Raw genomic sequence first — 24,051 nt, 5'->3', positions numbered from 1 at the left:
CGACGGAGTGAACAAGACGGATAGTCTTGAGGTATGCGCGATTACGCAGAGGGTCACAGTTAAAACGCGGCGCATTGTACACCGCTAACCCCCTGCTGCCAGACCCCGCTGGATCAGCGTGTCGGTTGCCGGGATTGCGTGTGTCCGCCCCGAGAGGCCCGGGCGGCTGCAAAAATTGAGTCAGGCCTTTGCAGGCCATCGGCGTGGACGATGGAAAATCCGTCCCACGTAGAGAAGTGAAAATGGATATCGGCGTTCATTGCGCCTCCTTCTTGTTATGCACCTGCACGACAGGCATGGGGCGCATCTCACCTCTCAAACGAACCTGAAACAAGCATGCCAGAGCGCTGCGCCAGGCCCGGCGGACGGGGCTTCGGCAGATTTTCCTTACAGCCAGGAAGAAGCACAGGATCCACGGGGCTTCATGGGCTTTTTCGTAAATATTCGCTGACAGCGCGTAACGTAAAGTTTCCACTCCTGACCATTCGAAGCCGGGACCGATGCTTGACGTTAGCTGGCTAACTATCTGAAAGGCGTCATTTTTTTGTTTTAAAACAAGAAAAAAACACCCAAAAAAAAGAAATAAAAAATCCAAAAAAAAACGCCAACCTTGAGGTTGGCGTTTCTGTTTTCAGCTTGAAGCGTGCCGCTCGAAGCTTATATCTGCGTTATTCCGGCTTCTTGCGACCGAAACCCGGACGCTGGCCGGAACCGGTCGGAGCGCCACGACGCTTGCCCGACGGCTTGTCATCGTCAGCCAGTTTGATGCCTGGACGCTTCGGTGCCGGTTTGGCCGGACGCTTGGTCTCGGCAGGACGATCCGCCACTGGCGTACCGCGACCGGTCGGTGCACGACCCTCACCGCGCTCGGTACGGCCACGCGGAGCGCGCTCGCCCTCCGGACGCGCTGCCGGCTTGCGACCCGGACGCTCGCCTTCGATCTGCGGCTCACGCACGGTACGCGGGCCGGTAGCCGCCGGTGCGCCATTGGCCGGACGCAAGGTACGCACGCGCTCGGTGCGAGGCATCGGGCGCGACGACTTGCGCTGCATGCGGTCGAGCTTGTCTTTGCTCTTGGCGTTCAATTGCGGCATGGCCACCGGGGTCAGACCGACTTCGGCGCTCAGCACGTCGACTTCGTACTGGCTCATTTCGCGCCAGCGGCCCATCGGCAGGTCGGAGTTGAGGAACACCGGACCGAAACGCACGCGCTTCAGGCGGCTGACCACCAGACCCTGGGATTCCCACAGACGACGCACTTCACGGTTACGACCTTCCATCACCACGCAGTGATACCAGTGGTTGAAGCCTTCGCCGCCCGGTGCCTGTTGAATGTCGGTGAAACGCGCAGGGCCGTCTTCCAACACAACGCCGGCCTTCAGGCGCTCGATCATCTCGTCATCGACTTCGCCGCGAACACGTACCGCGTACTCACGGTCCATTTCATAGGACGGGTGCATCAGACGGTTGGCCAGCTCACCGTCGGTGGTAAACATCAGCAAACCGGTGGTGTTGATGTCGAGACGACCGATGTTGATCCAGCGCCCTTCTTTAGGACGCGGCAGCTTGTCGAACACGGTCGGACGGCCTTCCGGATCGTCACGGGTGCAGATCTCGCCATCGGGTTTGTTGTACATGATCACGCGGCGGACCGACTCGGCGGCCTCTTCGCGCTTGATGACCTTGCCATCAATGGTGATGGCATCGTGCATGTCGACGCGCAGGCCGAGGGTGGCCTCTGTGCCGTTGACCTTGATCCGGCCCTGGCTGATCCACGCTTCTACGTCACGGCGCGAGCCGACGCCGATACGGGCGAGGACTTTCTGCAGTTTTTCGCCTGCTGGGCCGATTTCCTGGTCGTTTTTCTGGTTGTCACTCATCTGGGCACCTCCCGGTGTGATCTGATCAGCGGCTCTGGATTGGGCCTGCCGAAGCATTGAAATCTGGGTTTTCGAGCGAAGGGATCGCCGAAGGGTCGCGAATCATACGCGGATGTGTTCGTTCGCGCATCAGAGACTAGTCGATCGAGGCCAGGTTATTTCTTTTTCCGCCGACCGGTGGCGCCGAGCTTGATCAGGCGCAGCGAAGCTTCGGCGAGCACCGTGCGCTTGTCGTCCTTGTCGAGTTTCTTCCAGGCCCTGATCTCGCGCTTGCTGCGACCGCAGCCAAGGCAGACGTCGTCGCTGAACTTGCATAGGCTGATGCACGGGTCTTTGGTCGAGCTCATGCTCAATCTTCGAACTCGCGGCGTTCGGCTTCGATGGCTTCGGCCAGGGCGCGGGCTTCGGCTTCTTCTTCGCTCAGTTCTTCCTCAGGTTCTGGTGCGGGTCGTTCGAGGCGGGCGACAGCGGCCAGCAGTTTTTCCCGGGCTTCAGCCACGCCGAGCACATCGTCTTCCTGCTCAGGCTCGGGCTCAAACTCAGGCTCAAAATCGACCTCCGGCTCTGCTTCGGCCTCTGCCTCGACCGACGGTTCGAGCGAATCGGACTCAAACCCCGACGGCATCGGCTCGCCATCCGCGACATCACGCAGCAAGTCGTCGAAGTCGGTCTTGATCCCCTCCTCCATGCTGTCCAGTTCCAGCAGCAAGCTGTGGAAACTGGTTTCCTCTTTCGGCTCTTCCGGCTCGGCGCTGGCATCGGCCTGCTCCTGCAAGCCTGCAGGTACGGGAGCGTCGTCGAAGTCGAGCACCGGATCCGGCTCGATCTCACGCAACTCCGCCAGCGGCGGCAATTCGTCGAGGCTCTTGAGGTTGAAATGATCGAGGAATAGTTTGGTGGTCGCGAACATCGCCGGTTTGCCCGGCACGTCGCGATAACCGACGACGCGGATCCACTCGCGCTCCATCAGCGTCTTGACGATGTTGGTGTTGACCGCCACGCCTCGCACGTCTTCGATCTCGCCTCGGGTGATCGGCTGGCGATAGGCGATCAGCGCCATGGTTTCCAGCAAGGCTCGGGAATAACGCTGTGGGCGCTCTTCCCACAGTCGGCCGACCCATGGCGCGAACTTCTCGCGAATCTGCAGGCGATAGCCGGAGGCAACCTCCACGAGCTCAAACGCTCGCCCCTCGCAGGACTTGCCGAGCAGGGTCAGGGCTTTCTTGAAGACCGACGGTTCCGGCCGTTCGCCTTCCTCGAACAACTCGTACAGGCGTTCAAGGGTCTGCGGCTTTCCCGAGGCCAACAGAAAGGCTTCAAGCAGGGGCGCCAGCTCGCGGGGTTCACTCAGGTTCATATCGGGACTCGTTATTCGGCTCGGGCTCGCACGTGGATCGCGGCGAACGGCTCATTCTGCACCAGCTCGATCAGGGATTCCTTGACCAGTTCAAGGATCGCCATGAAGGTCACCACCACGCCGAGCCGGCCTTCCTCGGCAGTGAACAGCTCGACGAACGGCACAAACCCGGCGCCCTTGAGCCGTTCCAGCACATCGCTCATGCGTTCTCGGGTGGACAGTGCCTCGCGGCTGACCTGATGGCTTTCAAACATGTCGCCACGGCGCAGCACTTCGGCCATGGACATCAATATCTCTTCCAGCGCCACGTCCGGCAACAGTTTGCGTGCCCGGGCTTCCGGGGCGTCGAGCTTGGGCACGATCACGTCGCGGCCGACCCGGCTCAGTCCGTCGATGCCTTCGGCAGCGGCCTTGAAGCGTTCGTATTCCTGCAGTCGGCGGATCAGTTCGGCCCGCGGGTCTTCCTCTTCCTCTTCGACGGTTTCGGCCCGGGGCAACAGCATCCGCGACTTGATCTCGGCCAGCATCGCCGCCATCACCAGGTATTCGGCGGCCAGCTCCAGGCGCACCGACTGCATCAGCTCGACATAGCCCATGTACTGACGGGTGATTTCCGCCACCGGGATGTCGAGGATATTGATGTTCTGTTTGCGGATCAGGTACAGCAGCAGGTCGAGCGGGCCTTCGAAGGCTTCGAGGAAGACTTCAAGGGCGTCCGGCGGGATGTACAGGTCCAGCGGCATTTCCGTGACCGCCTGGCCATAGACCATGGCAAACGGCAGTTCCTGCTGGGCACCGGCCTGGGGATCAACGGTTTCCACTGCGGACATTCAGGCCTCGACCATGAATGGAGCCGGATCGCCGCAACCGACGCGGATCACTTCCGGATCATCGCCCGTGAGGTCGATCACGGTGGAGGCCTTGATGCCGCCGGAACCGCCATCGATGATCAGGTCCACCTGATGCTCGAGCAACTGGCGCATTTCGTACGGATCGCTCAGCGGGTCTTCTTCGCCCGGCATGATCAGGGTCACGCTCATCAGCGGCTCGCCCAGTTCGGCCAGCAGCGCCAACGCGATGGGATGGCTCGGCACCCGCAGACCGATGGTGCGTTTCTTGGGATGCAGCAACAAACGCGGCACTTCGCGAGTGGCGTTGAGAATGAAGGTGTACGGTCCCGGCAGGTGGGCTTTCAGGATTCGAAAGGTCCCGGTGTCGATCTTGGCGTAATTGCCCAGTTGCGACAGGTCGCTGCAGATCAGCGCGAAGTTGTGCTTTTCGTCGAGCTGACGCAGGCGTCGAACGCGCTCGATGGCGTTCTTGTCGCCGATCTGGCAACCGATTGCGTAGGAAGAGTCCGTTGGATAGACCACCACCCCGCCCTTGCGGATGATCTCGACCGCCTGTTTGATCAGGCGCGCTTGCGGGTTTTCCGGATGGATCTGGAAAAATTGACTCACATTCTCTACCTGTTCAGACGGCGGTAATAACTGTGTCATGTTTGAACCGACACCACAGGGGTGGAAGGTCCTCAGGGAGTGGCCGGTACTGGCCGATCTCCGACCAGCCTCCAGGGCCATGAAAATCACTGCCGGCGCTGACCAGCAGACCGAACTCACGGGCAAGGATCGCCAGGCTGCCCACCTGTTCCGCAGGCTGATGGCCGTTGACCACCTCGATCGCCTGTCCGCCTGCTTGAATATAGTCGGCAATCAGCTTTCGGCGCTTGCTGCGGGTGAAATCGTAGTGCCAGGGATGCGCCAGGCTGACCCAGGCCCCGGCGGCGCGCAGCGTGCCGACGGTGTCTTCGAGGGACGGCCAGTGTTGTTTGACGTCCCCCAGCTTGCCGGCGCCGAGCCATTTGCGGAACGCTTCGGCGCGATCCTTGACGAAACCTTCACGCACCATCCAGTCGGCGAAATGCGGACGGGCCGGCGCGTTGCCGCTGTCGCCCAGTTCCTGCTGGATCTGCCGCGCGCCGTCGAGCGCATTCGGCATGCCCTTGAGGGCGAGCTTGCGGCTTATTTCTTCAGACCGTAGCCAGCGGCCATCGTGCAGCTTCGCAATCGCCTCGACCAACGGTGCGGCGTTGACGTCGAAACCATAGCCCAGCACATGAATGGTGGCACCGCCCCAGGTGCAGGACAGCTCGACGCCGTTGACCAGTTGCATTCCCAGCTCCATGGCCGCAATGCGCGCCTCGGCGAGGCCTTCGAGGGTATCGTGATCGGTCAGGGCCAGGACTCGCACGCCGTTTTCGAACGCACGCGCAACCAGTGCCGCAGGCGCCAGGGCGCCATCGGAGGCCGTGCTGTGGCAGTGCAAATCAACATTCACGGGGATGTGTAACCTCAAATCAGCTGGCGCTATCGCGCGCCCATATGTTTGTTATTATGCCGCCACATCCAGCTTCTGGCTCTCACTGTGAAACAATTCATCGATTTCATCCCGCTTCTGCTGTTCTTCATCGTCTACAAACTCGATCCCCGCACCGTCGACGTTGCCGGCCATGAGTTGACCGTAGGCGGCATTTACAGCGCCACCGCCGTGCTGATCATCAGCTCCCTGGTGGTCTATGGCGCGCTCTTCATCAAGCAGCGCAAGCTGGAAAAGAGCCAGTGGCTGACCCTGATCGCCTGCCTTGTGTTCGGCAGCCTGACCCTGGCCTTCCACAGCGAAACCTTCCTGAAGTGGAAAGCCCCGGTGGTCAACTGGCTGTTCGCCCTGGCCTTCATCGGCAGCCACTTCATCGGTGACCGCCTGCTGATCAAGCGCATCATGGGCCACGCGCTGACCCTGCCGGACGCCGTCTGGACCCGACTGAACATTGCCTGGATCGGCTTCTTCCTGTTCTGCGGCGCTGCCAACCTGTTCGTCGCGTTCACCTTCCAGGACTACTGGGTGGACTTCAAGGTGTTCGGCAGCCTGGGCTTGACCGTGCTGTTCCTGGTCGCCCAGGGCATTTACCTGTCCCGTCACCTGCACGACGCCGATACCACAACACCAAAAACCGAGGACTGACATGCTCTACGCAATCATTGCCACCGACGTCGCCAACTCCCTGGACGCGCGCCTCGCCGCCCGCCCGGCCCACCTTGAACGCTTGCAAGTGCTCAAGGGCGAAGGCCGCATCGTCCTGGCCGGCCCGCACCCGGCGGTCGACAGCAATGATCCGGGCGCAGCGGGTTTTACCGGCAGTCTGATCGTTGCCGAATTCGAATCCCTGAGCGCTGCACAGGCCTGGGCCGACGCCGATCCGTACATCGCCGCCGGTGTCTACGCCAACGTTGTCGTGAAGCCGTTCAAGCAAGTCCTGCCGTAATCCTTCCCCACGCGATGAACCTTGTCGGTTCATCGCGTTCTCAATCGCTCATTATTCTCGTTTGCCGGCCGACAACCTGCCCAATATCCATTTGGTAACAGGAGTCGCGATGCGCAAGGGTCCGTTGTGTCTGATGTTGGTCACGTTGTCGATCGTGGCGCCCGCCCATGGTGAAGAAAGCACCGAAAGCGGCAATTCCACGCCGCTTTCGTTGAGCGCCGGCAGCCAGATCACCGAGTTGCAGCAGCGCCTGAAGGCCAGCGAGCAGCAGCGGGAAGTACTGAGCAAACAACTGCAGGATGCCGACAACACCCGCGAAAGCGCCCAGCTTGCCCGGTTGCGCCAGGAGAACCAGCGCTTGAAGCTGCAACTCAAGGAAGCCCAGGCCAGCCCGCTGCCGCGCCTGCTGACCGAACAGCAGCAATGGTTCGTCACCGGCGCCGGGGTAGCGCTATTGGCCCTGCTCTGCGGTATCTTTGCCAGTGGTGCAAGTCGAAAACGTCGACAATGGCTAAATTGAGTGAGTCATGAGCGAGCTGTTACTGATTGATGATGACCAGGAGCTGTGTGAGCTTCTGAGCAGTTGGCTGAGCCAGGAAGGCTTTCAGGTCCGTGCCTGCCACGATGGCCAGAGCGCCCGCAAGGCTTTGGCCGAATCCGCCCCCGCCGCGGTGGTGCTGGACGTGATGCTGCCCGATGGCAGCGGCCTGGAACTGCTCAAGCAATTGCGCAGTGAACACGCCGATCTGCCGGTGGTGATGCTTTCGGCCCGTGGCGAACCGCTGGACCGGATCCTCGGTCTGGAACTGGGTGCCGACGATTACCTGGCCAAACCCTGCGATCCGCGAGAGCTTACCGCCCGCCTGCGTGCCGTGCTGCGCCGCAGTCATCCGGCCGCCGTGTCGACTCAGCTCGAGCTGGGCGATCTGAGCTTCAGCCCGGTGCGTGGCGTGGTCAGCATCGACGAAAAGGAATTCACCCTCACCGTTTCCGAGAGCCGCCTGCTCGAAGCGCTGCTCAAGCAGCCGGGCGAGCCGCTGGATAAACAGGAACTGGCGCAGATCGCCCTCGGCCGCAAGCTGACCCTGTACGACCGCAGCCTGGACATGCACGTCAGCAACCTGCGCAAGAAGATCGGCCCCCACGCCGACGGCCGCCCGCGCATCGTGGCCCTGCGCAGCCGTGGCTACTATTACAGCCTCTGAAACCCCGCACGCGGACGCTTTGTCAGTTCGATGACAAAGCGTCTTTACCCAAGCTTTACCCAGCGCTGACCGCCGCTGACCTTGATCTCCGTAATCTGTACTCATCCGGAACGTACCGGGAACGAGACAAGGAGATACACCATGCGCAAGACTCTTATCGCTCTGATGTTCGCTGCCGCTCTGCCAACCGTCGCCATGGCCGTGCCGCAGGATGGTGGCCCGATGGGCGGACCGGACGGTGGCTGGCGCCACGGCGGTCAGATGCACGGCATGCACGGCAAAGGCCCGTACAGCCAGCTGGACCTCTCCCGTGAACAGCGCGAGCAGATCCGCAAGATCATGGGCGAGCAGATGCACGAACGTAAGCAGACGGTCGAGAAATACCTGGAGAAACTCTCGCCAGCCGACCAGAAAGCCATGAAGGACGAGATGGCGGCCAACCACAAGAAAGCCGAGTCCGATGTCCGCGCCGTGTTGAAACCGGATCAACAGAAGAAATTCGACGAGATCCAGAAGAAACAGGCCGAGCGTCGCGCCGAATGGGCCGAGTTCAAGGCCTGGAAAGCGCAACAGCCGCAAAAGGCGCAATAATGCTCTAGCGTCACGCCCCGACCCAACGGCTCACCGCCGTTGGGTTTTCTTTGTTTGAGGATTTTCTGTGCGTTCATTGTTCTGGCGTATTCTCGCGAGCTTCTGGCTGGCCATCGCTCTGGTTGCGGGGCTTTCCATCCTGCTGGGGCACATGCTCAATCAGGACGCATGGATCCTCAGCCGCCATCCGGGGCTCAATACGCTGGCTGCCGACTGGACGCAGACCTACGAATCCCAGGGCGAGGACGCCGCTCAGGACATCCTCCAGCAGCGCAAACGCCAGTATCACATCGACGTCCAGGTGCTGAACGAAAGCGGCGACCCGGTGGTGCGCGGCACCTTCCCCCGCCGCGCGGCGGCGTTCGAGGCACGGCAGAACAACGATGACCGACGCCTGCCCTGGCGGCGCCTGACCGATGAGTTCACCAGCGAAAAGACCGGTGACACCTACCTGTTCATCTATCGCATCCCGCATCCGGAACTCGACGCCTGGCATCGCGAAAGTCTGCTCTGGCCATTGAGTGCGCTGGGGATCGCGCTGGTGGTGCTGACCCTGTTCAGCCTTTTGGTGACACTCTCCATTACTCGCCCACTCAACCGATTGCGCGGCGCGGTGCACGACCTGGGACAGACCACCTATCAGCAGAACAGCCTGGCGAAACTGGCCAACCGCCGGGATGAGTTCGGCGTACTCGCCAACGACTTCAACCGCATGGGCGCACGCCTGCAAAGCCTGATCGGCAGCCAGCGCCAGTTGCTGCGCGACGTATCCCATGAGCTGCGCTCACCGCTGGCGCGGCTGCGTATCGCCCTGGCACTGGCCGAACGGGCAAGCCCGGAAGAACGTGAAAAACTCTGGCCACGCCTGACCCGCGAGTGCGACCGGCTGGAAGCGTTGATCAGTGAAATCCTGGTGCTGGCACGGGTCGATGCCGACAATGCCAGTGCCGAAGCCGTTGATCTGAATGCCCTGCTGGGCACCCTGCAAAAGGACGCGCAACTCGGCTCGCCGGAGCAGACCGTGCGCCTTGAGGCCGAGCCGCAGCTCAATCTGACCGGCTGGCCGACCATGATCGAACGCGCCGTGGACAACCTGCTGCGCAACGCCCAGCGCTTCAATCCGGTGGGGCAGTCGATTGAAATGCAGGCTTCACGTCAGGGCGAGCGAATCGTGGTCAGCGTGCGCGACCACGGCCCGGGGGTGCAGGCCGAGCATTTGAGCCAGTTGGGCGAACCGTTTTATCGGGCACCGGGGCAGACCTCTGCCGGCCATGGACTGGGCCTGGCGATTGCCCGGCGGGCGGCGGAGCGCCATGGCGGAACGCTGGTACTGGCCAATCACCCGCAGGGCGGGTTTGTGGCCAGTCTTGAGTTGCCGCTGGAGCCGGGGGCGATTGTCCAGCCCTGATGGTGTTTTCAGTGTCAGGCTTTACCCGGCCAGGCACTGACAAACTCGGCCAGATCAACCTTCTCCGCCACGCGCGGTTCTTTCTGCGGCGTGCCAAGGTAAAGGAACGCAATCACCTCTTCATCGTTCGTCAGGCCCAGGCCCTTGGCGACGTGTTTCGAATAAGCCAGATCACCGGTGCGCCACACCGCGCCAATCCCCTGCGCGTAAGCCGCCAGCAGAATGCCGTGGGCCGCACAGCCCGCCGCCAGCAACTGCTCGGCCTTCGGGTATTTGACGTGATCCTGCAATCTGGCGATGACCACGACCACCAGCGGCGCCCGCAGCGGGCCGTTGCGCGCCTTGTCGATCATCGCTTCAGTGACTTCGCCTTCCTGCATCTGCGCCGCTTCGGCCAGCAACTCGCCCATCTGCTCACGCGCCGCGCCTTCGACGGTCAGGAAACGATACGGCTGCAAATGGCCGTGATCCGGTGCACGGGTCGCGGCGGCAAACAGCACTTCGCGCTGTTCGGCGGTGGGGGCCGGATCGATCAGTCGTGGAACGGAAACACGGTTGAGCAAAGCGTCGAGAGCCTGCATCGGCCACCTCCTGAAAAAAATGTCCGGCTATTCTAGCTGCAAGTGATCCGGCCGCGTCGGTTTACATGCCTTGCCCCGCAGGTAGAATGGCGCCCTTCCCACATCAGCCCGAGCGGACTTCATGGCGTTGCCGACCTTACGGATCATTGGTTTCATCATCGGCATCTTCCTGATCACCCTGGCCATCGCCATGGTTGTGCCCATGGCCACCCTGGTGATTTTCGAGCGCACCGGCGATCTGCCGTCGTTCCTCTGGGCGAGCATGATCACCTTCGTCGCCGGCCTGGCCCTGGTGATCCCTGGACGCCCGGAACACATTCACCTGCGCCCCCGCGACATGTACCTGCTGACCGTCACCAGCTGGCTGGTGGTGTGCATTTTCGCCGCGCTGCCGTTTCTGCTGACCCAGCACATCAGCTACACCGACTCGTTCTTCGAAAGCATGTCCGGCATCACCGCTACCGGTTCGACCGTTCTCAGCGGCCTGGACACCATGTCTCCCGGCATCCTGATGTGGCGCTCGCTGTTGCACTGGCTCGGCGGCATCGGCTTCATCGGCATGGCGGTGGCGATTCTGCCGCTACTGCGTATCGGTGGGATGCGCCTGTTCCAGACCGAATCCTCAGACCGCTCGGAAAAGGTCATGCCCCGCTCGCACATGGTGGCGCGACTGATCGTGGCGGCCTATGTGGGTATTACCATTCTCGGCAGTCTGGCGTTCTGGTGGGCCGGGATGAGCCCGTTCGACGCGATCAACCACGCGATGTCGGCGATTTCCACCGGTGGGTTTTCCACCTCCGACCAGTCCCTGGCCAAGTGGACGCAACCGGCGGTGCACTGGGTGGCGGTGGTGATCATGATCCTCGGCAGCCTGCCGTTCACCCTGTATGTCGCGACCATGCGCGGCAACCGCCGGGCACTGATCAAGGATCAACAGGTGCAGGGTTTGCTCGGCATGTTGCTGGTGACCTGGCTGGTGCTCGGCACCTGGTACTGGTGGACCACCGACCTGCACTGGCTGGACGCGCTGCGCCATGTGGCGCTGAACGTGACCTCGGTGGTCACCACCACCGGTTTTGCACTGGGGGATTACAGCCTGTGGGGCAATTTCTCGCTGATGCTGTTCTTCTATCTGGGTTTCGTCGGCGGCTGTTCCGGCTCGACGGCGGGCGGGATCAAGATCTTCCGTTTCCAGGTCGCCTACATTCTGCTCAAGGCCAACCTCAATCAGTTGATCCACCCGCGCGCGGTGATCAAGCAGAAGTACAACGGTCATCGCCTCGACGAAGAAATCGTCCGTTCGATCCTGACCTTTTCGTTTTTCTTCGCCATCACCATCTGCGTGATCGCCCTGCTGCTGTCGTTGCTGGGCGTGGACTGGATGACGGCGCTGACCGGCGCCGCCAGCACAGTTTCCGGCGTCGGCCCAGGGCTGGGTGAAACCATCGGGCCGGCGGGCAACTTCTCCTCGCTGCCCGACGCCGCCAAGTGGATTCTGTCGTTCGGCATGCTGCTCGGCCGACTGGAGATCATTACGGTGTTTGTGCTGTGTATTCCGGCGTTCTGGCGTCACTGATCGTGTTCGGTGCATCGAGCAAGCGCGCCCGGTAATCGCCGGGCGTGGTGTCGAACCAGCGGCGGAAGGCACGGAAGAAATTGCTCGGGTCGGCAAACCCCAGCAGATAGGCGATTTCCAGCAAGGTCATGCTTGGCTGTGCCAGGTATTGCTCGGCGAGTTCGCGGCGAGTGTCATCGAGCAACTGCTGAAAACTGGTGCCCTCCTCCTGCAGACGCCGTTGCAGAGTGCGCTGCGACAGGTGCAGGGTCTGCGCCACAGTGTCGCGTTTGGGTTCGCCCTGAGGCAACAGACGACACAACACCTGGCGTGCCTTGTGGGTCACGCGGCTTTCGGAAAACCGCGCCAGATATTCTCCGGCAAAGCGGTCGTGCAGCAGCGCCATAGCCTCGTTGGCGGTAGGCAGCGGTGCTTCCATGTCGGCGCGTTCGAAGATCAGCGCGTCATAGGGCGCGTTGAACACCAGCGGTGCATGGAAGGCTTGTTTATAGGGTTCGAGATCATCGGGCTCATCGCCCTGCACCAGCACTTTGCGCGGGTGCAGCGTGCGCCCGGTCAGCCAGCCGCACAGCGCCAGCGCGCAAGCCAGCGAGGCTTCGGCACTCTGACGGGTCGGCGGCAGATGATCGCCGTGCACCGTCAGAATCAGCGCATAACCTTCGTCGAGCAGGCGAAAACTCAAGTCGGCACTTTCGGCAATGATCCGCTGATAACGCACCAGTCGCTGAAAGCCTTCGGCCAGGGTGTTGCTGGACATCAGCGCGTAGCCTGCGACATGGAACGAAGCAGGTCGCACCACCTTGCCCATATTCAGACCGATGGCGGGATTACCGGACAGCTCGACCGCCCGTTGCCAGAGTCGGGTCATGGAATCCTGCGGGAAGCGTGCGTCCGGATCCTCCAGCGCCGCGTAGTCGAGCCCCAGCTGTTTGAACAGAACCCGGCAATCCAGGCCGTCCATTTCCAGTGCTTTGACAATCCCCATTGCCCAGCTTGCAGATGTCGTTCGTTCGCTCATGGCGCTTTTTTCTTGGATGACATGGTGAGCCACATACTACGGCCAATTTCCCAAGGATAGTAAAGTGGCGCCGATTGTCACTGGCCGACGCCAATGATCACTCTAGACTCAAATAAGCTACCCGCCGAACAACTTGCCGTCAGAACAACAATCACAGAGATAGCGGTCGTGGAATCCATCAAGCATTTCAGCAGCTTCGCCGAGTTCTATCCGTATTACCTCAGCGAGCACAGCAACAGCACTTGCCGTCGTCTGCACTTCATCGGCACGACGCTGGTGATCTTCATTCTCGCAATGACCATCGCCCAGGGCGCCTGGCTGCTGTTACTGGCCCTGCCGCTGGCCGGCTACAGCTTCGCCTGGGTCGGCCATTTCTTTTTCGAGAAGAACCGGCCGGCGACATTCCAGCATCCGCTGTACAGCCTGCTGGGGGATTTCGTCATGTACCGCGACATGATCCTGGGTCGCGTGGCGTTCTAGAAACCCTGACCAAGAGGATTGCCGATGAGTGCCAATGCCCGTTTCACCCACATGAAGGACGGCACGCAGGAAGACTGGGCGATCATCGCGGCGGACTTCAGCGCCTACGCCCGTCAGTTGCCGAGCCGGATCATGGCGCACCTGAAATTGCTCGAAGGTGATTTCGGCGGGTTCCCGGTGGATCGCCTGACCCACTCGCTGCAAACCGCCACCCGTGCATATCGCGACGGGCGTGACGAGGAATACGTGGTCTGCGCCCTGCTCCACGACATCGGCGACACCCTCGGCTCCTACAATCACCCGGACATCGCCGCCGCCATTCTCAAACCGTTCGTCAGCGCAGAGAACCTGTGGATGGTGGAAAAGCACGGAATCTTCCAGGGCTATTACTTCTTCCATCACCTGGGCATGGATCGGCACCTGCGCGAGCAGTTCAGCGACCACCCGCAGTTTCTGGCGACCGCGGAGTTCTGCGCGAAATACGACGCGGCGGCGTTCGACCCCGAGTACGACACCCTGCCGTTGAGCTTCTTCGAGCCGATGATGGAAAGGCTGTTCGCCCAGCCTAAAAACTCGATCTACAAAGCGGCGATGGAAGAGCACACCCCCGCATAAAGACAATCCCGATCCATTGTGGGAGCGAGCTTGCTCGCGAATGCGGAGTGTCAGTCAATACTGCTTTGTCTGATGTACTGCATTCGCGAGCAAGCTCGCTCCCACAGGGGCCGTCGCTCAGGCCAGCTCGGCAACCTTCGCCGCTTTCAGTTCGGCCTCCCGCGCCTGTGCATCGGCCAGGCGATACAACTCGATCGTGCCGTCCCAGTGCTCGATCAGCGCCGTACACGACTCCACCCAATCGCCACAGTTGAGGTAATCCACCTCGCCGACCTTGCGGATCTCGGCGTGGTGAATGTGCCCGCAGACCACGCCGTGCAACTCGCGCTTCACGCATTCGTGGGCGATGGCTTCTTCGAAGTCGCTGATGAAGCTGACCGCCGTCTTCACCTTGTGCTTGAGATAGGCAGACAGCGACCAGTAGCCATAACCGTATTTCGCCCGCCAGTGATTGAGCCAGCGGTTGAGGGTCAGGGTGAATTCGTAGGCCGAGTCGCCGAGAAAGGCCAGCCAGCGGTGATAGCGGGTGATCACGTCGAACTGGTCACCGTGGATCACCAGCAGATGCCGGCCATCGGCGGTGACATGCACGGCTTCGTCGACCAACTGGATGTTGCCCAGGATCAGCTTCGAATAGCGGCGCAGGAATTCGTCATGGTTGCCGGTGACGTAGATTACCTCGGTGCCGCGCTTGCTCATGGTCAGCAAGCGGCGGATCACGTTGGTGTGCGCCTGGGGCCAATACATGCCGCCGCGCAGTTTCCAGCCGTCGATGATGTCGCCAACCAGATAGATCTTGTCGGCGTGATAGCCCTTGAGAAATTGCGACAGATGCTCGGCCTGGCAATCCCGCGTGCCCAAGTGCACGTCGGAGATCCACAAGGTGCGAACCCTTTGTTTACGGCTGGGTCTGGCGAGCTCGGCGCTGGTCATGGGCAACCCTCTGCGATGTTTTCGCCACTGTGCGCGAGCCCGGTTAATCGACCATGACAGGTGTGCGTCAGTCCTGTGACAAACGCGGCGCTCTCGCGCCGGTGTAGACTGGCGGCTCGCCCGGAGACCGCCATGCAACCGATCCTGACCCTGCGCCATTACACCCACGACCTGATCGTTCACAGTCACGACCACGCGCAACTGGTGTTCGGCCTGTCCGGCGCGCTGGATTTCGAGGTCGAAGGGCACGGCAGTCAGGTCTTGCAGCAGAGCTTCGTGGTGATTCCCTCCGGCGCGCATCACGCGTGCGGCAGTCCCAAGGGCAGCCGTTGTCTGGTGCTGGACGTGCCAGACGAGCAATGGCTGACGCGCTCGCTGGGCGATCATGCCGATGCCAGCCGCCGTCTGCTGGATAACGCCGCGCGTCTGTCGCTGGATGCCGGGCAAGGCCAACTGGTCAACTGGCTGGCGAACAGTCCGGTGAGCGATCCGCTGATTGCGCAACAGGGCGCGGTGCTGTTGCTGGCGAGCCTGAACCATGCGCAACCTGCCGAGGTTTGCGCACGTCGCCTGCCCTACGCAGCCCTCGATGCGCACATCGAGCAGTACGCGGCCTACCCCCTGCAGGTCGCGGATCTGGCGCGTGTCGCCGGACTATCCAGCGCCCGATTGCATGCGCGGTTCGTCGCCGAATGCGGTCAGACACCCATGGACTACATACGCAGTCGACGCCTGCACAAGGCCGTCAAGCTGTTGCGGGAATCCACGCTGCCCATCGGTGAAGTCGCCAGCCGTGTCGGTTATGGATCGCAAAGTGCGTTTTCGGCCGCCGTCCTGCGCGAGTTCGGGACCTCTCCCACACAATTGCGACGCGAGGCTGACGACAAAAGTCGATAGTCTGCCGACAGACTTATGGGTCGTTTCCGGCTTCAATGAGCCTATGAAATTGTGTTTGGAAAAAGGATCGACATGACTCCCCGTACCGCCCTCGGCGCCCTGCATATTGGCGCATTGATGTTCGGCCTGACCGGCGTCTTCGGCAAACTCGCCGCCGCAACGCCGGCGGTCATCGTCTTTGGACGGGCCGCGTTTGCCGTTCTTGCGCTGGCGTTTTTCGCCCGTTTCGCCAGTCAGCACGGCTGGCAAAAGCTGCAAGCCGTGGACTGGCGACGCCTGGCCCTGAGCGGTGTTTTGCTGACCGGCCACTGGGTGAGTTTCTTCATTGCGGTGAAGGTGGCCGGTGTCGCGGTGGCCACCTTGGGTTTCGCCAGTTTCCCGGCCTTCACGGTGATTCTCGAAGGACTGATTTTCCGCGAACGCATCCGTGCCAACGAAATCATTCTGGTGGCGCTGGTCAGTGTCGGTCTGGTGCTGGTGACCCCGGCGTTCGACCTGGCCAGCGGTGCGACCACCGGGTTGCTCTGGGCGATCCTCTCAGGCCTGCTGTTTTCCCTGCTGTCGCTGACCAACCGTGCAAGTTCCGGGCGTATTCCGGCGGTGCAGGCAGCACTGTGTCAGAACGTGGTGGTGGCGTTGTGTCTGCTGCCGGTGGCGGCGCCACAGTTGAGCGACGTGCGCGCCATTGACTGGCTGTGGATCGGTTTGCTCGGGGTGTTCTGCACCGGCGTCGCCCACAGCCTGTTCGTTGCCAGCCTTGCGGTGATCAAGGCGCGCACCGCTGCTGTGGTGTTCGCCATGGAGCCGGTGTACGGCATTACCGTCGCGTGGCTGCTGTTCGATGAAAACCCGACCTTGCGGATGCTGCTCGGCGGCGCGCTGATCATCGTCGCCATCGTTGTGTCGAGCCAGATGTCAGGCAGCGCCAGCAAAAAAAAGGTGGAGGCCGAGGCCGCGTCTCATTGAGTTCGATCGTTGTGGCCGAGGTCGCGGTCAGGGTCGATCTGATCGCGCACCCGTTGCTTGAGCACCTTGGCCTCAGGGAAGCCACCGTCGGTCTTGCGCTCCCAGATCTGCACGCCGTCGCAACTGATGTGAAAGATCCCGCCGGTACCCGGCACCAGTGACACTTTGCCAAGGTCATCGCCGAAGGTACTGAGCAGCTCCTGCGCCAGCCAAGCGGCGCGCAGCAGCCACTGGCATTGCGTGCAATAGGTGATGACGATTTCCGGTTTTGTGGCAGTCATGATCGTTGAAACTCCTGAGCCAGAGGGCGCCGCTATAATAGCCGGCTTTAACGCTCGCCCCGAGACTCACAATGCGTCGTCTGCTGATCTGCCTTTTGCTTGGTTTCCTTCCGCTATTCGTTCATGCCAGTGAAGCGCCGCGACCGAAAGTCGGCCTGGTGCTGTCCGGCGGCGCGGCCCGTGGGCTGGCACACATCGGCGTGCTTAAGGCGCTGGAAGAGCAAGGCATCAAGATCGATGCGATTGCCGGCACCAGCATGGGCGCAGTGGTCGGAGGCCTCTACGCCTCGGGTTACAAGATCGACGAACTGGAAAAACTCGCCCTGAACATCGACTGGCAGCAGGCGCTGTCCGATGCTCCCCCCCGGGAAGACGTACCGTTTCGGCGCAAACAGGATGACCGCGACTTTCTGGTGAAGCAGAAACTGAGCTTTCGCGACGACGGCAGTCTCGGTTTGCCATTGGGTGTGATTCAGGGCCAGAACCTCGCGCTACTGCTGGAAAGCCTGTTGGCCCACACCAGCGACACCCGTGATTTCGACAAGCTGCCGATCCCGTTCCGCGCCGTGGCCACCGACATCGCCAACGGCGAAAAAGTGGTGTTTCGCAAAGGCCACCTGCCCCAGGTGATTCGCGCCAGCATGTCGATCCCGGCCGTGTTCGCACCGGTCGAACTCGATGGCCGGCTGCTGGTGGACGGTGGCATGACCGACAACATTCCCCTCGATGTGGCTCGGGAAATGGGTGTCGATGTGGCCATCGTGGTCGACATCGGAACCCCGCTGCGCAACCGCAAGCAACTGACCACCGTGGTCGATGTGCTGAACCAGTCGATCACCCTGATGACCCGGCGCAACTCTGAAGAACAACTGGCGGCACTGCACCCGAACGACGTGCTGATCCAGCCGCCACTGGCCAGTTTCGGCGCCACCGATTTCGGTCGCGCCGAGGAAATGATCGATGCCGGCTATCGTGCAGCCAAGGCCCTCGACGCCCGCCTCGCCCGATTGAAGCCCGCCGTGTCTCAGGACGCCGAACTCAACGCCGCCCGCGCACCGGGCCAGCGCACGCCGATCATTACTGCGATCAGGGTCGAAAACGACTCGAAAGTCGGCGACGACGTGATCCGCTACTACATCCGTCAACCCATCGGCGAGCCGTTGGACCTCGGACGCCTGCACTCGGACATGGGCACCCTGTACGGCCTGGATTACTTCGAACAGGTGCAATACCGCGTCGTGCACAAGGGCAAGGAACACACGCTGGTGATCAGCGCCCGAGGCAAGCGCAGCGGCACCGACTACTTGCGGGTCGGCTTGAACCTGTCGGACGACATGCGCGGTGACAGCGCCTTCAATCTCGGCGCCAGCTACCGAATGAACGGCATCAACCGCCTCGGCGCCGAATGGCTGACCCGGGCGCAGATCGGCGACAAGCAGGAACTCTATACCGAGTTCTATCAGCCACTGGACGTCGGCTCGCGCTACTTCGTCGCACCGTATGCGGCGTTCGAAGCCCAGAACGTCGACTCGGTGCTCGACAATGATCCGATCGCCCAGTATCGCGTCGAACGCTACGGCTTCGGCCTCAATGTCGGCCGCCAGATCGGCAATAACGGCGAAATCCGCTTCGGTGTCGGCGAGGCCTGGGGCAAGGCGGATGTGCGGATCGGCGATCAGAACCTGCCGAGCGAACATTTCAACGAAGGTTTCTATGCGTTGAAGTACTCGTTTGACTCACTGGATAACGTGTACTTCCCCCACGACGGCAAGGACGTCAGCCTGACCCTGATGCAATTCGAACCGAGCCTGGGCTCCGACACACGCTACCGGCAATGGGAGTTCAAATTGGACAAGGCCATGAGCAGCGGCCCGAACACGCTGATTCTGGGAGGGCGATACGGGCGCACGCTGGACGATGCCAATGTGGTGACGTCGAGCTTCCTGCTCGGTGGCGCCCGGCAGCTGTCTGGCTTCCGCGAAGATGCCATCTCCGGGCAGAACGTCAGCCTGATGCGGGCCGTGTACTACCGCCGTCTGACGCCACGCGCCTACCTGCCGCTGGACTTCCCGTTGTATGCCGGCGGCTCGCTGGAGCGTGGCCGGGCCTGGAACAACGACAACGAGTTCGACAGCGGCTACATCAATGCGGCCAGCGTGTTCATCGGTTTCGACACACCGCTGGGGCCGCTGAATTTCAGCTATGGCCTGAACGATGCCAATGAACAGGCGGTTTATCTGAATCTGGGGCAGACCTTCTGACCCGGGTCAGCGAATCCCCGCCAACAATGTCCGAGCGGTTTGCCTGAGGGGTTCGTCCCCCTCCTTCAGCAGCTCATTGAGCAAGGCGATCGCACTGTCGAGGTCGCCGTCGTCGATGCAGGTCTGGGCCTGTTCGAGCTTGCCGGCGTTGGCGGCTTCTGTCGGATCCGGCTCGGGCTCCGGCGCCTGCAGGTCCAGCGGCTCCAGGGCCAGTGACTGACCGGGATCGCCAAACTCGTTGAGAAAGTCTTCGTCGATAGCCTGAACTTCCGGTTCGGCGATCCACTCCAGCTCTGTGGTTTCAACGTCATCGCTGGCGGTTGGCGGCAATTCGAAATCCTGCGGCAAGACTTGCAGGCTAGAGCCAAGTGTCGATGGCGGAGAGGACAGTGGGTCCGTTGCCGGGCGGCTGTCTTCCAGATCCCAGCTGGAATCCATCGACAGTTGCTCCAGATTCAGCTCGAAGTCATCCTCGGCCAACGTCGTTGTGGGTGCAGCTTGCTCAACGGGTAACGCGGCAATGACCGGAGCCGCCGCAACCAACGGTTCAGTCCTGGCCAGTTTCGGATATCGGGCGCGAATCTCGTGCAACCGCTGCTCCTCGATACCGAGCTGGCGCAATTGTTTTTCCTGTTCGTCATACGCCGCCTGATCGCCCTGGCGCCCCAGCACCTCGAGCAACTGCATGCCGAGATCGATGCGCTCCGGTTCTTTTTGCAAGGCGTCGCGCAGCAACCCGAGCGCTTCACCCAGTCGTCCATAAGCCAGATAAATACCCACGGCTTCCAGCACATCGCCGTTTGTCTGTTCGTCTCGATGCTCGACGGCGCCATGGCCAGCATTCGGACGAACCTGTTCGCTGTCATTGAGCTCTGATTCGCTTCGCTGCGGCAGCACGCGTGCCGGCACGTCCGGGATCACTGCCTGCTGACGTCGGCGGCGCACGATCAGCCCGGCCACCAGCCCTCCCAGTAACACCAGCAAGCCACCGAGCAATGGCCAACTGACGGAGTCGTCTTGATTCTCCGCCGGCGCAATGACCGGCGCCGGGATCGAGGCAGGCGCCGCCGGCGCTGCGGGTGCCGGAGGCGCCTGTTGAACCTGTGCGAGATGCGCCTGCAGATCGGCCAGCTGTTTCTTGCCGTCGGCGATCTGCACGTCCTGCGCCTGGAGCTTCAGGTTCAGCTCATCGATGGTTTTCTGCAGTTGCTGGTTCTGCAGCACACTGGCGGCCAACTGTTCCGCTTGCGCGTTGTTGGTCGTGGCCGTTTGAGGCGTCGGCACGGCCGCTGCAGCAGGCTTGTTCTGAAGGGTGGCAGCAGGCGCCTCCGGGGTTGGAAACTCCGAAGACTGCGCATGGACATCAGGTTCATCGGTGGCCGGCACAATGCCCGGCGAACCCGGCGGATCGATCAGCACCGTGTATTCGCGCAGCACGTGGCCGTTGGGCTGATTGAGCTGCACCAGGAAATTCAGGAAAGGTTCGTTGACCGGTTTGCTCGATGTCACCCGGATCAGGTTGCGATTGCCATGCAGGATCGGGGTGAACTTGAGGTCGTTGAGAAAGAACACACGTTCGACCCCGGCGCGGCCGAATTCGTCCGCCGAGGCCAGGCTGGCCGAAAGCTCGCCGGCACTGAGCCCCGCGGCGTCCACCAGGGCGATGTCGGCCTTGAGCGGCTGATTGAGCGCTGAATGCACGGTGATGTCACCGAGACCCAGCGCCAGTGAGGCCGTGGACCAGGTGAGCATACCGGCCACCAGCAGCGAATTGGCGCAACGCAGTACTACGTGCCGACTGTCGAGCATGAGCATCCCTTAAATAAGCAAAACCGACTTCTCTGGGTTCGCACATCCGGTACGAACACGATATTGCCCAGTAGTTCTTATAGTCTGCTCAGCGCGATCCCTCAAAAAAACGGCACGTCGGTGTGCCTCAAGATTTTTCCAGGTTGGCCAGAATGTGGCCGTGAACCCGCATGCACACCTTCATGTCAGCCTCATCGATGCCCTCAAACAGCTCCTTGCGCAGTTGCGTGGCGATGGTTTCGATCTGTTCGATCAGCGGGCGGGCCGGGGCGCACAGCACGATCTTTTTCGCCCGGCGGTCTTCCATCACGGACTGGCGTTGCACCAGGCCCTGGCTTTCCAGGCTGTCGAGCAATCGTGCGAGGGTCGGCCCTTCGACGCCGACGCTTTGCGCCAGCTCCCTTTGGGTCGGCGCCTCTTCGAAGCGAGCCAGATGCAGCAGCACCAGCCAGCGCGCCTGGGACAAACCCAGACCGGCCAGCCGGCGATCCAGTTCGGCACGCCAGCCACGGGACATCTGGGCCAGTTGCATGCCAAAGCGGTGTTGATCGGTTAACGGCATAAAACACTCATGGTTAGACTGAAGAAATAGAGAAAAACTAATTATTAGTCAGCTAAGCATGACATTTGGCTATAGGCAAGAGCTGCCCTGTACTGAATCGTTACATCCGTATAACGGTTTGTGTAAGCAAATGCTCACATCTCGAATTCCGATTGCAGCGCAGCCCTTACGCAATACAGCACACCTTCCGGTACGCGACCGGCAAACAGCTCCGCCACTTCGGCGACCGACGGCAACTCGCCCTCGCCGTCGAGGAACGCGTCCTGGACTTCGCCCATCAGGTCCTCTGGCAAATCAAGCGCCTGTTCCAGCGACAATTGCTGCTTGCCGATGGCTTCGGCGAGCATGGTGTAAACGTTCTTTTCCGAGCACTGCAACTGACCGGAAATCTGCAGCGGTGTCATGCCGGCACGGGCCAGGGTGATCAGCTCGTGACGTACGTCGGCCACCACTTTCGGGGTTTCGGCCTCGCCGCCGAGCACTTCGAGGAAGGCCTCGCCGTAGCGCTCCAGCTTGCGTGCGCCGACGCCGCTGACCTGGGCCATTTCCGCCAGCGAGGTCGGCTGGCTGCGGAGCATTTCCAGCAGCGTCGAATCGGGGAAGATGACGTACGGCGGCACGCCGTGTTCTTCCGCCAGTTTGCGGCGCAGGGCACGCAGCGCTTCCCACTGTTCGCGTTCTTCGCCGCGCACCAGTTGACTGGCCGGGCTCTTGCTGCCGCTCTTGGCGGTGACTTGCGGCTTGAGGTCGCGGCGCAGCTCCAGGCTCACTTCACCCTTGAGCAGCGGCCGACAAGTGTCGCTCAGACGCAACCCGCCGTAGCCTTCATGATCGACATCCGCCAGGCCGCGAGCAACCAACTGGCGGAACAGCGAACGCCATTCGCTCTCGCTCAGCGCCTTGCCGACGCCGTACACCGACAGGTGCTGATGGCCGAAGCTGCGGACCTTTTCGTTGTCCTTGCCCAGCAGCACGTCTACCAGATGGCCGACGCCGTAACGCTGGCCGGTGCGATAGATCGCCGACAGCGCCTGACGCGCAGGCTCGGTGGCGTCCCAGGTCTGCACGCCGTCGGTGCAGTTATCGCAATGCCCGCAGGGCTCGGGCATGTCTTCGTCGAAGTACGCCAGCAACGCCTGACGGCGGCAGCGTGTTTCTTCGCAGAGCGAGAGCATCGCGTCGAGCTTGTGCTGCTCCAGACGCTTATGGCGCTCGTCGCCTTCGGAGTTCTGCAGCATCTGCTTGAGCATCACCACGTCTTGCAGACCATAGGCCATCCACGCGTCCGCCGGGAGGCCGTCACGGCCGCCACGTCCAGTTTCCTGGTAATAGGCTTCCAGGGATTTCGGCAGGTCGAGGTGAGCGACGAAACGCACGTTGGGTTTGTCGATGCCCATGCCGAAGGCCACGGTGGCGACCATGATCAGGCCTTCCTCGTTGAGGAAGCGTTTCTGGTGATAGGCGCGCAGATCGTTGGGCAGGCCGGCGTGATACGGCAGCGCCGGGAAGCCCTGTTCGGTGAGAAACGCGGCCACCTCCTCCACCTTCTTGCGCGACAGGCAGTAAACGATGCCAGCGTCGCTGCGTCGCTCGGCAAGAAACGCCAGCAACTGCTTGCGCGGCTGCTCCTTGGGCACGATGCGGTAGAAGATGTTCGGCCGGTCGAAGCTCGACAGGAAACGCTCGGCGTTCTGCAAATGCAGGCGGGTGACGATTTCTTCCCGGGTGCGCTTGTCGGCGGTGGCGGTCAGGGCGATGCGCGGTACATCGGGAAACATTTCCGCCAACTGCCCCAGTTGCAGATATTCCGGACGGAAGTCATGGCCCCATTGCGATACGCAGTGCGCTTCGTCGATGGCGAACAGCGCGATGTTCAAACCTTGCAGGAACGACAACATGCGCGGCTGCACCAGACGCTCCGGCGCCAGATAGAGCATCTTCACTTCGCCACGCTTGATCCGGTTGGCGAGATCGCGCTGCTGTTCGGCGCTCAACGTGGAATTCAACGCGGCAGCCGCCACGCCCAGCTCTTCGAGGGTGGCGACCTGATCGTCCATCAACGCGATCAGCGGCGAAACCACCACCGCCAGGCCGTCCCGCAGCAGCGCCGGTACCTGGAAGCACAGGGACTTGCCGCCGCCGGTCGGCATCAGGACAAGGGCATCACCGCCACTGGCCACGCGCTCAATGATTGCACCCTGACGGCCACGGAAACTGTCGTAGCCGAAGATGTCCTTGAGGACGCGTTGAGCCTGTTCGAGCATAAAAACTCCAAAAATCCACCGAAACATCCCTGCACAGGCTGATTC

Annotated in this window: 25 protein-coding genes; 12 read left to right on the top strand and 13 right to left on the bottom strand. The window is 61.7% G+C overall.

All coding sequences use genetic code 11. The features are described 5' to 3' along the window. Positions 1-668 precede the first annotated feature (668 nt). The 6 genes from rluB to CAF87_RS16190 all read right to left on the bottom strand — a co-directional run bounded on the left by rluB (position 669) and on the right by CAF87_RS16190 (position 5,574). Positions 669-1,880 carry a 23S rRNA pseudouridine(2605) synthase RluB gene (rluB, locus tag CAF87_RS16215; RefSeq protein ID WP_085733787.1) on the bottom strand — a complete coding sequence of 404 codons (1,212 nt, stop codon included), beginning with the start codon at positions 1,878-1,880 and terminating at the stop codon, positions 669-671. Positions 1,881-2,035: 155 nt separating this feature from the next. Further along, positions 2,036-2,227: a DUF1289 domain-containing protein gene (locus CAF87_RS16210; RefSeq protein ID WP_085733788.1), complete on the bottom strand. Its 192-nt coding sequence runs from the start codon at positions 2,225-2,227 to the stop codon at positions 2,036-2,038. Positions 2,228-2,229: 2 nt separating this feature from the next. Next, the gene (scpB, locus tag CAF87_RS16205; protein ID WP_085733789.1) at positions 2,230-3,237 is read right to left on the bottom strand and encodes an SMC-Scp complex subunit ScpB; all 1,008 of its coding nucleotides are present in this window, start codon (positions 3,235-3,237) and stop codon (positions 2,230-2,232) included. An 11-nt stretch (positions 3,238-3,248) separates the two neighbouring features. Next, positions 3,249-4,007, bottom strand: coding sequence for a ScpA family protein (locus tag CAF87_RS16200; RefSeq protein ID WP_170929667.1), 759 nt, complete (start codon positions 4,005-4,007; stop codon positions 3,249-3,251). Between the two features lie 60 nt (positions 4,008-4,067). Next, a complete protein-coding gene (locus CAF87_RS16195) occupies positions 4,068-4,697 on the bottom strand; it encodes an L-threonylcarbamoyladenylate synthase (protein ID WP_139831754.1) in 630 nt (209 codons plus the stop codon). A 13-nt stretch (positions 4,698-4,710) separates the two neighbouring features. Then, positions 4,711-5,574, bottom strand: coding sequence for a PHP domain-containing protein (locus CAF87_RS16190; RefSeq protein ID WP_085733791.1), 864 nt, complete (start codon positions 5,572-5,574; stop codon positions 4,711-4,713). Positions 5,575-5,661: 87 nt separating this feature from the next. Between CAF87_RS16190 and CAF87_RS16185 the strand changes: the two genes are divergently transcribed. The 6 genes from CAF87_RS16185 to CAF87_RS16160 all read left to right on the top strand — a co-directional run bounded on the left by CAF87_RS16185 (position 5,662) and on the right by CAF87_RS16160 (position 9,763). Continuing rightward, complete coding sequence (locus tag CAF87_RS16185; protein ID WP_085710410.1) at positions 5,662-6,258, top strand: septation protein A; 597 nt, start codon at positions 5,662-5,664, stop codon at positions 6,256-6,258. Between the two features lies 1 nt (position 6,259). Beyond that, a complete protein-coding gene (locus CAF87_RS16180; protein WP_085733792.1) occupies positions 6,260-6,559 on the top strand; it encodes a YciI family protein in 300 nt (99 codons plus the stop codon). A gap of 109 nt (positions 6,560-6,668) precedes the next feature. Further along, a complete protein-coding gene (locus tag CAF87_RS16175) occupies positions 6,669-7,079 on the top strand; it encodes a translation initiation factor 2 (RefSeq protein ID WP_085733793.1) in 411 nt (136 codons plus the stop codon). A 7-nt stretch (positions 7,080-7,086) separates the two neighbouring features. Next, positions 7,087-7,764, top strand: coding sequence for a response regulator transcription factor (locus tag CAF87_RS16170; protein WP_085710405.1), 678 nt, complete (start codon positions 7,087-7,089; stop codon positions 7,762-7,764). 141 nt (positions 7,765-7,905) lie between these two features. Next, the gene (locus CAF87_RS16165) at positions 7,906-8,355 is read left to right on the top strand and encodes a Spy/CpxP family protein refolding chaperone (protein ID WP_085733794.1); all 450 of its coding nucleotides are present in this window, start codon (positions 7,906-7,908) and stop codon (positions 8,353-8,355) included. Positions 8,356-8,422: 67 nt separating this feature from the next. After that, a complete protein-coding gene (locus CAF87_RS16160; RefSeq protein WP_085733795.1) occupies positions 8,423-9,763 on the top strand; it encodes a HAMP domain-containing sensor histidine kinase in 1,341 nt (446 codons plus the stop codon). 14 nt (positions 9,764-9,777) lie between these two features. Here the strand turns inward: CAF87_RS16160 and CAF87_RS16155 are convergent, their stop codons facing one another. Beyond that, positions 9,778-10,344, bottom strand: coding sequence for a nitroreductase family protein (locus CAF87_RS16155; protein WP_085733796.1), 567 nt, complete (start codon positions 10,342-10,344; stop codon positions 9,778-9,780). A gap of 121 nt (positions 10,345-10,465) precedes the next feature. Between CAF87_RS16155 and CAF87_RS16150 the strand changes: the two genes are divergently transcribed. Then, complete coding sequence (locus tag CAF87_RS16150) at positions 10,466-11,920, top strand: TrkH family potassium uptake protein (protein WP_085733797.1); 1,455 nt, start codon at positions 10,466-10,468, stop codon at positions 11,918-11,920. Here the strand turns inward: CAF87_RS16150 and CAF87_RS16145 are convergent. Continuing rightward, positions 11,877-12,938, bottom strand: a complete 1,062-nt coding sequence (locus tag CAF87_RS16145) for an AraC family transcriptional regulator (RefSeq protein ID WP_218189730.1) — start codon at positions 12,936-12,938, stop codon at positions 11,877-11,879. The two genes, CAF87_RS16150 and CAF87_RS16145, sit on opposite strands and share 44 nt — an antisense overlap. Before the next feature lie 168 nt (positions 12,939-13,106). On the opposite strand from CAF87_RS16145, the gene CAF87_RS16140 reads away from it, so the two are divergent. Together CAF87_RS16140 and CAF87_RS16135 are read left to right on the top strand one after the other, a co-directional pair. Beyond that, complete coding sequence (locus tag CAF87_RS16140) at positions 13,107-13,418, top strand: DUF962 domain-containing protein (RefSeq protein WP_085733799.1); 312 nt, start codon at positions 13,107-13,109, stop codon at positions 13,416-13,418. Positions 13,419-13,442: 24 nt separating this feature from the next. After that, positions 13,443-14,033 (top strand): HD domain-containing protein, encoded by a 591-nt coding sequence (locus tag CAF87_RS16135; protein ID WP_085733800.1) that lies wholly within the window; start codon positions 13,443-13,445, stop codon positions 14,031-14,033. Between the two features lie 117 nt (positions 14,034-14,150). On the opposite strand, the gene CAF87_RS16130 is transcribed toward CAF87_RS16135, so the two are convergent. Next, positions 14,151-14,966, bottom strand: a complete 816-nt coding sequence (locus CAF87_RS16130; protein WP_007958385.1) for a UDP-2,3-diacylglucosamine diphosphatase — start codon at positions 14,964-14,966, stop codon at positions 14,151-14,153. A gap of 132 nt (positions 14,967-15,098) precedes the next feature. On the opposite strand from CAF87_RS16130, the gene CAF87_RS16125 reads away from it, so the two are divergent. Both CAF87_RS16125 and CAF87_RS16120 read left to right on the top strand, forming a co-directional pair. After that, positions 15,099-15,863 carry an AraC family transcriptional regulator gene (locus CAF87_RS16125; RefSeq protein ID WP_085733801.1) on the top strand — a complete coding sequence of 255 codons (765 nt, stop codon included), beginning with the start codon at positions 15,099-15,101 and terminating at the stop codon, positions 15,861-15,863. A gap of 72 nt (positions 15,864-15,935) precedes the next feature. Next, on the top strand, positions 15,936-16,829 hold the full coding sequence (locus CAF87_RS16120; RefSeq protein ID WP_085733802.1) for a DMT family transporter: 894 nt from the start codon (positions 15,936-15,938) through the stop codon (positions 16,827-16,829). On the opposite strand, the gene CAF87_RS16115 is transcribed toward CAF87_RS16120, so the two are convergent. Continuing rightward, positions 16,823-17,110, bottom strand: a complete 288-nt coding sequence (locus tag CAF87_RS16115) for a SelT/SelW/SelH family protein (RefSeq protein WP_085733803.1) — start codon at positions 17,108-17,110, stop codon at positions 16,823-16,825. The two genes, CAF87_RS16120 and CAF87_RS16115, sit on opposite strands and share 7 nt — an antisense overlap. A gap of 71 nt (positions 17,111-17,181) precedes the next feature. On the opposite strand from CAF87_RS16115, the gene CAF87_RS16110 reads away from it, so the two are divergent. Then, positions 17,182-19,371 (top strand): patatin-like phospholipase family protein, encoded by a 2,190-nt coding sequence (locus CAF87_RS16110; RefSeq protein ID WP_085733804.1) that lies wholly within the window; start codon positions 17,182-17,184, stop codon positions 19,369-19,371. Positions 19,372-19,377: 6 nt separating this feature from the next. Here CAF87_RS16110 and CAF87_RS16105 read toward each other — a convergent pair whose 3' ends face one another. The 3 genes from CAF87_RS16105 to recQ all read right to left on the bottom strand — a co-directional run bounded on the left by CAF87_RS16105 (position 19,378) and on the right by recQ (position 24,006). After that, positions 19,378-21,180, bottom strand: a complete 1,803-nt coding sequence (locus CAF87_RS16105; RefSeq protein WP_085733805.1) for a FimV/HubP family polar landmark protein — start codon at positions 21,178-21,180, stop codon at positions 19,378-19,380. A gap of 127 nt (positions 21,181-21,307) precedes the next feature. Then, complete coding sequence (locus CAF87_RS16100; protein ID WP_065260957.1) at positions 21,308-21,742, bottom strand: MarR family transcriptional regulator; 435 nt, start codon at positions 21,740-21,742, stop codon at positions 21,308-21,310. A gap of 134 nt (positions 21,743-21,876) precedes the next feature. Beyond that, the gene (recQ, locus tag CAF87_RS16095; RefSeq protein ID WP_085733806.1) at positions 21,877-24,006 is read right to left on the bottom strand and encodes a DNA helicase RecQ; all 2,130 of its coding nucleotides are present in this window, start codon (positions 24,004-24,006) and stop codon (positions 21,877-21,879) included. Positions 24,007-24,051: the final 45 nt, after the last annotated feature.

The organism is Pseudomonas sp. R38(2017) (assembly GCF_002112395.1).
Taxonomy (GTDB): domain Bacteria; phylum Pseudomonadota; class Gammaproteobacteria; order Pseudomonadales; family Pseudomonadaceae; genus Aquipseudomonas.
Note: the sequence above shows the minus strand (reverse complement) of the source record. Positions and strands in the feature narration are given on the sequence as shown.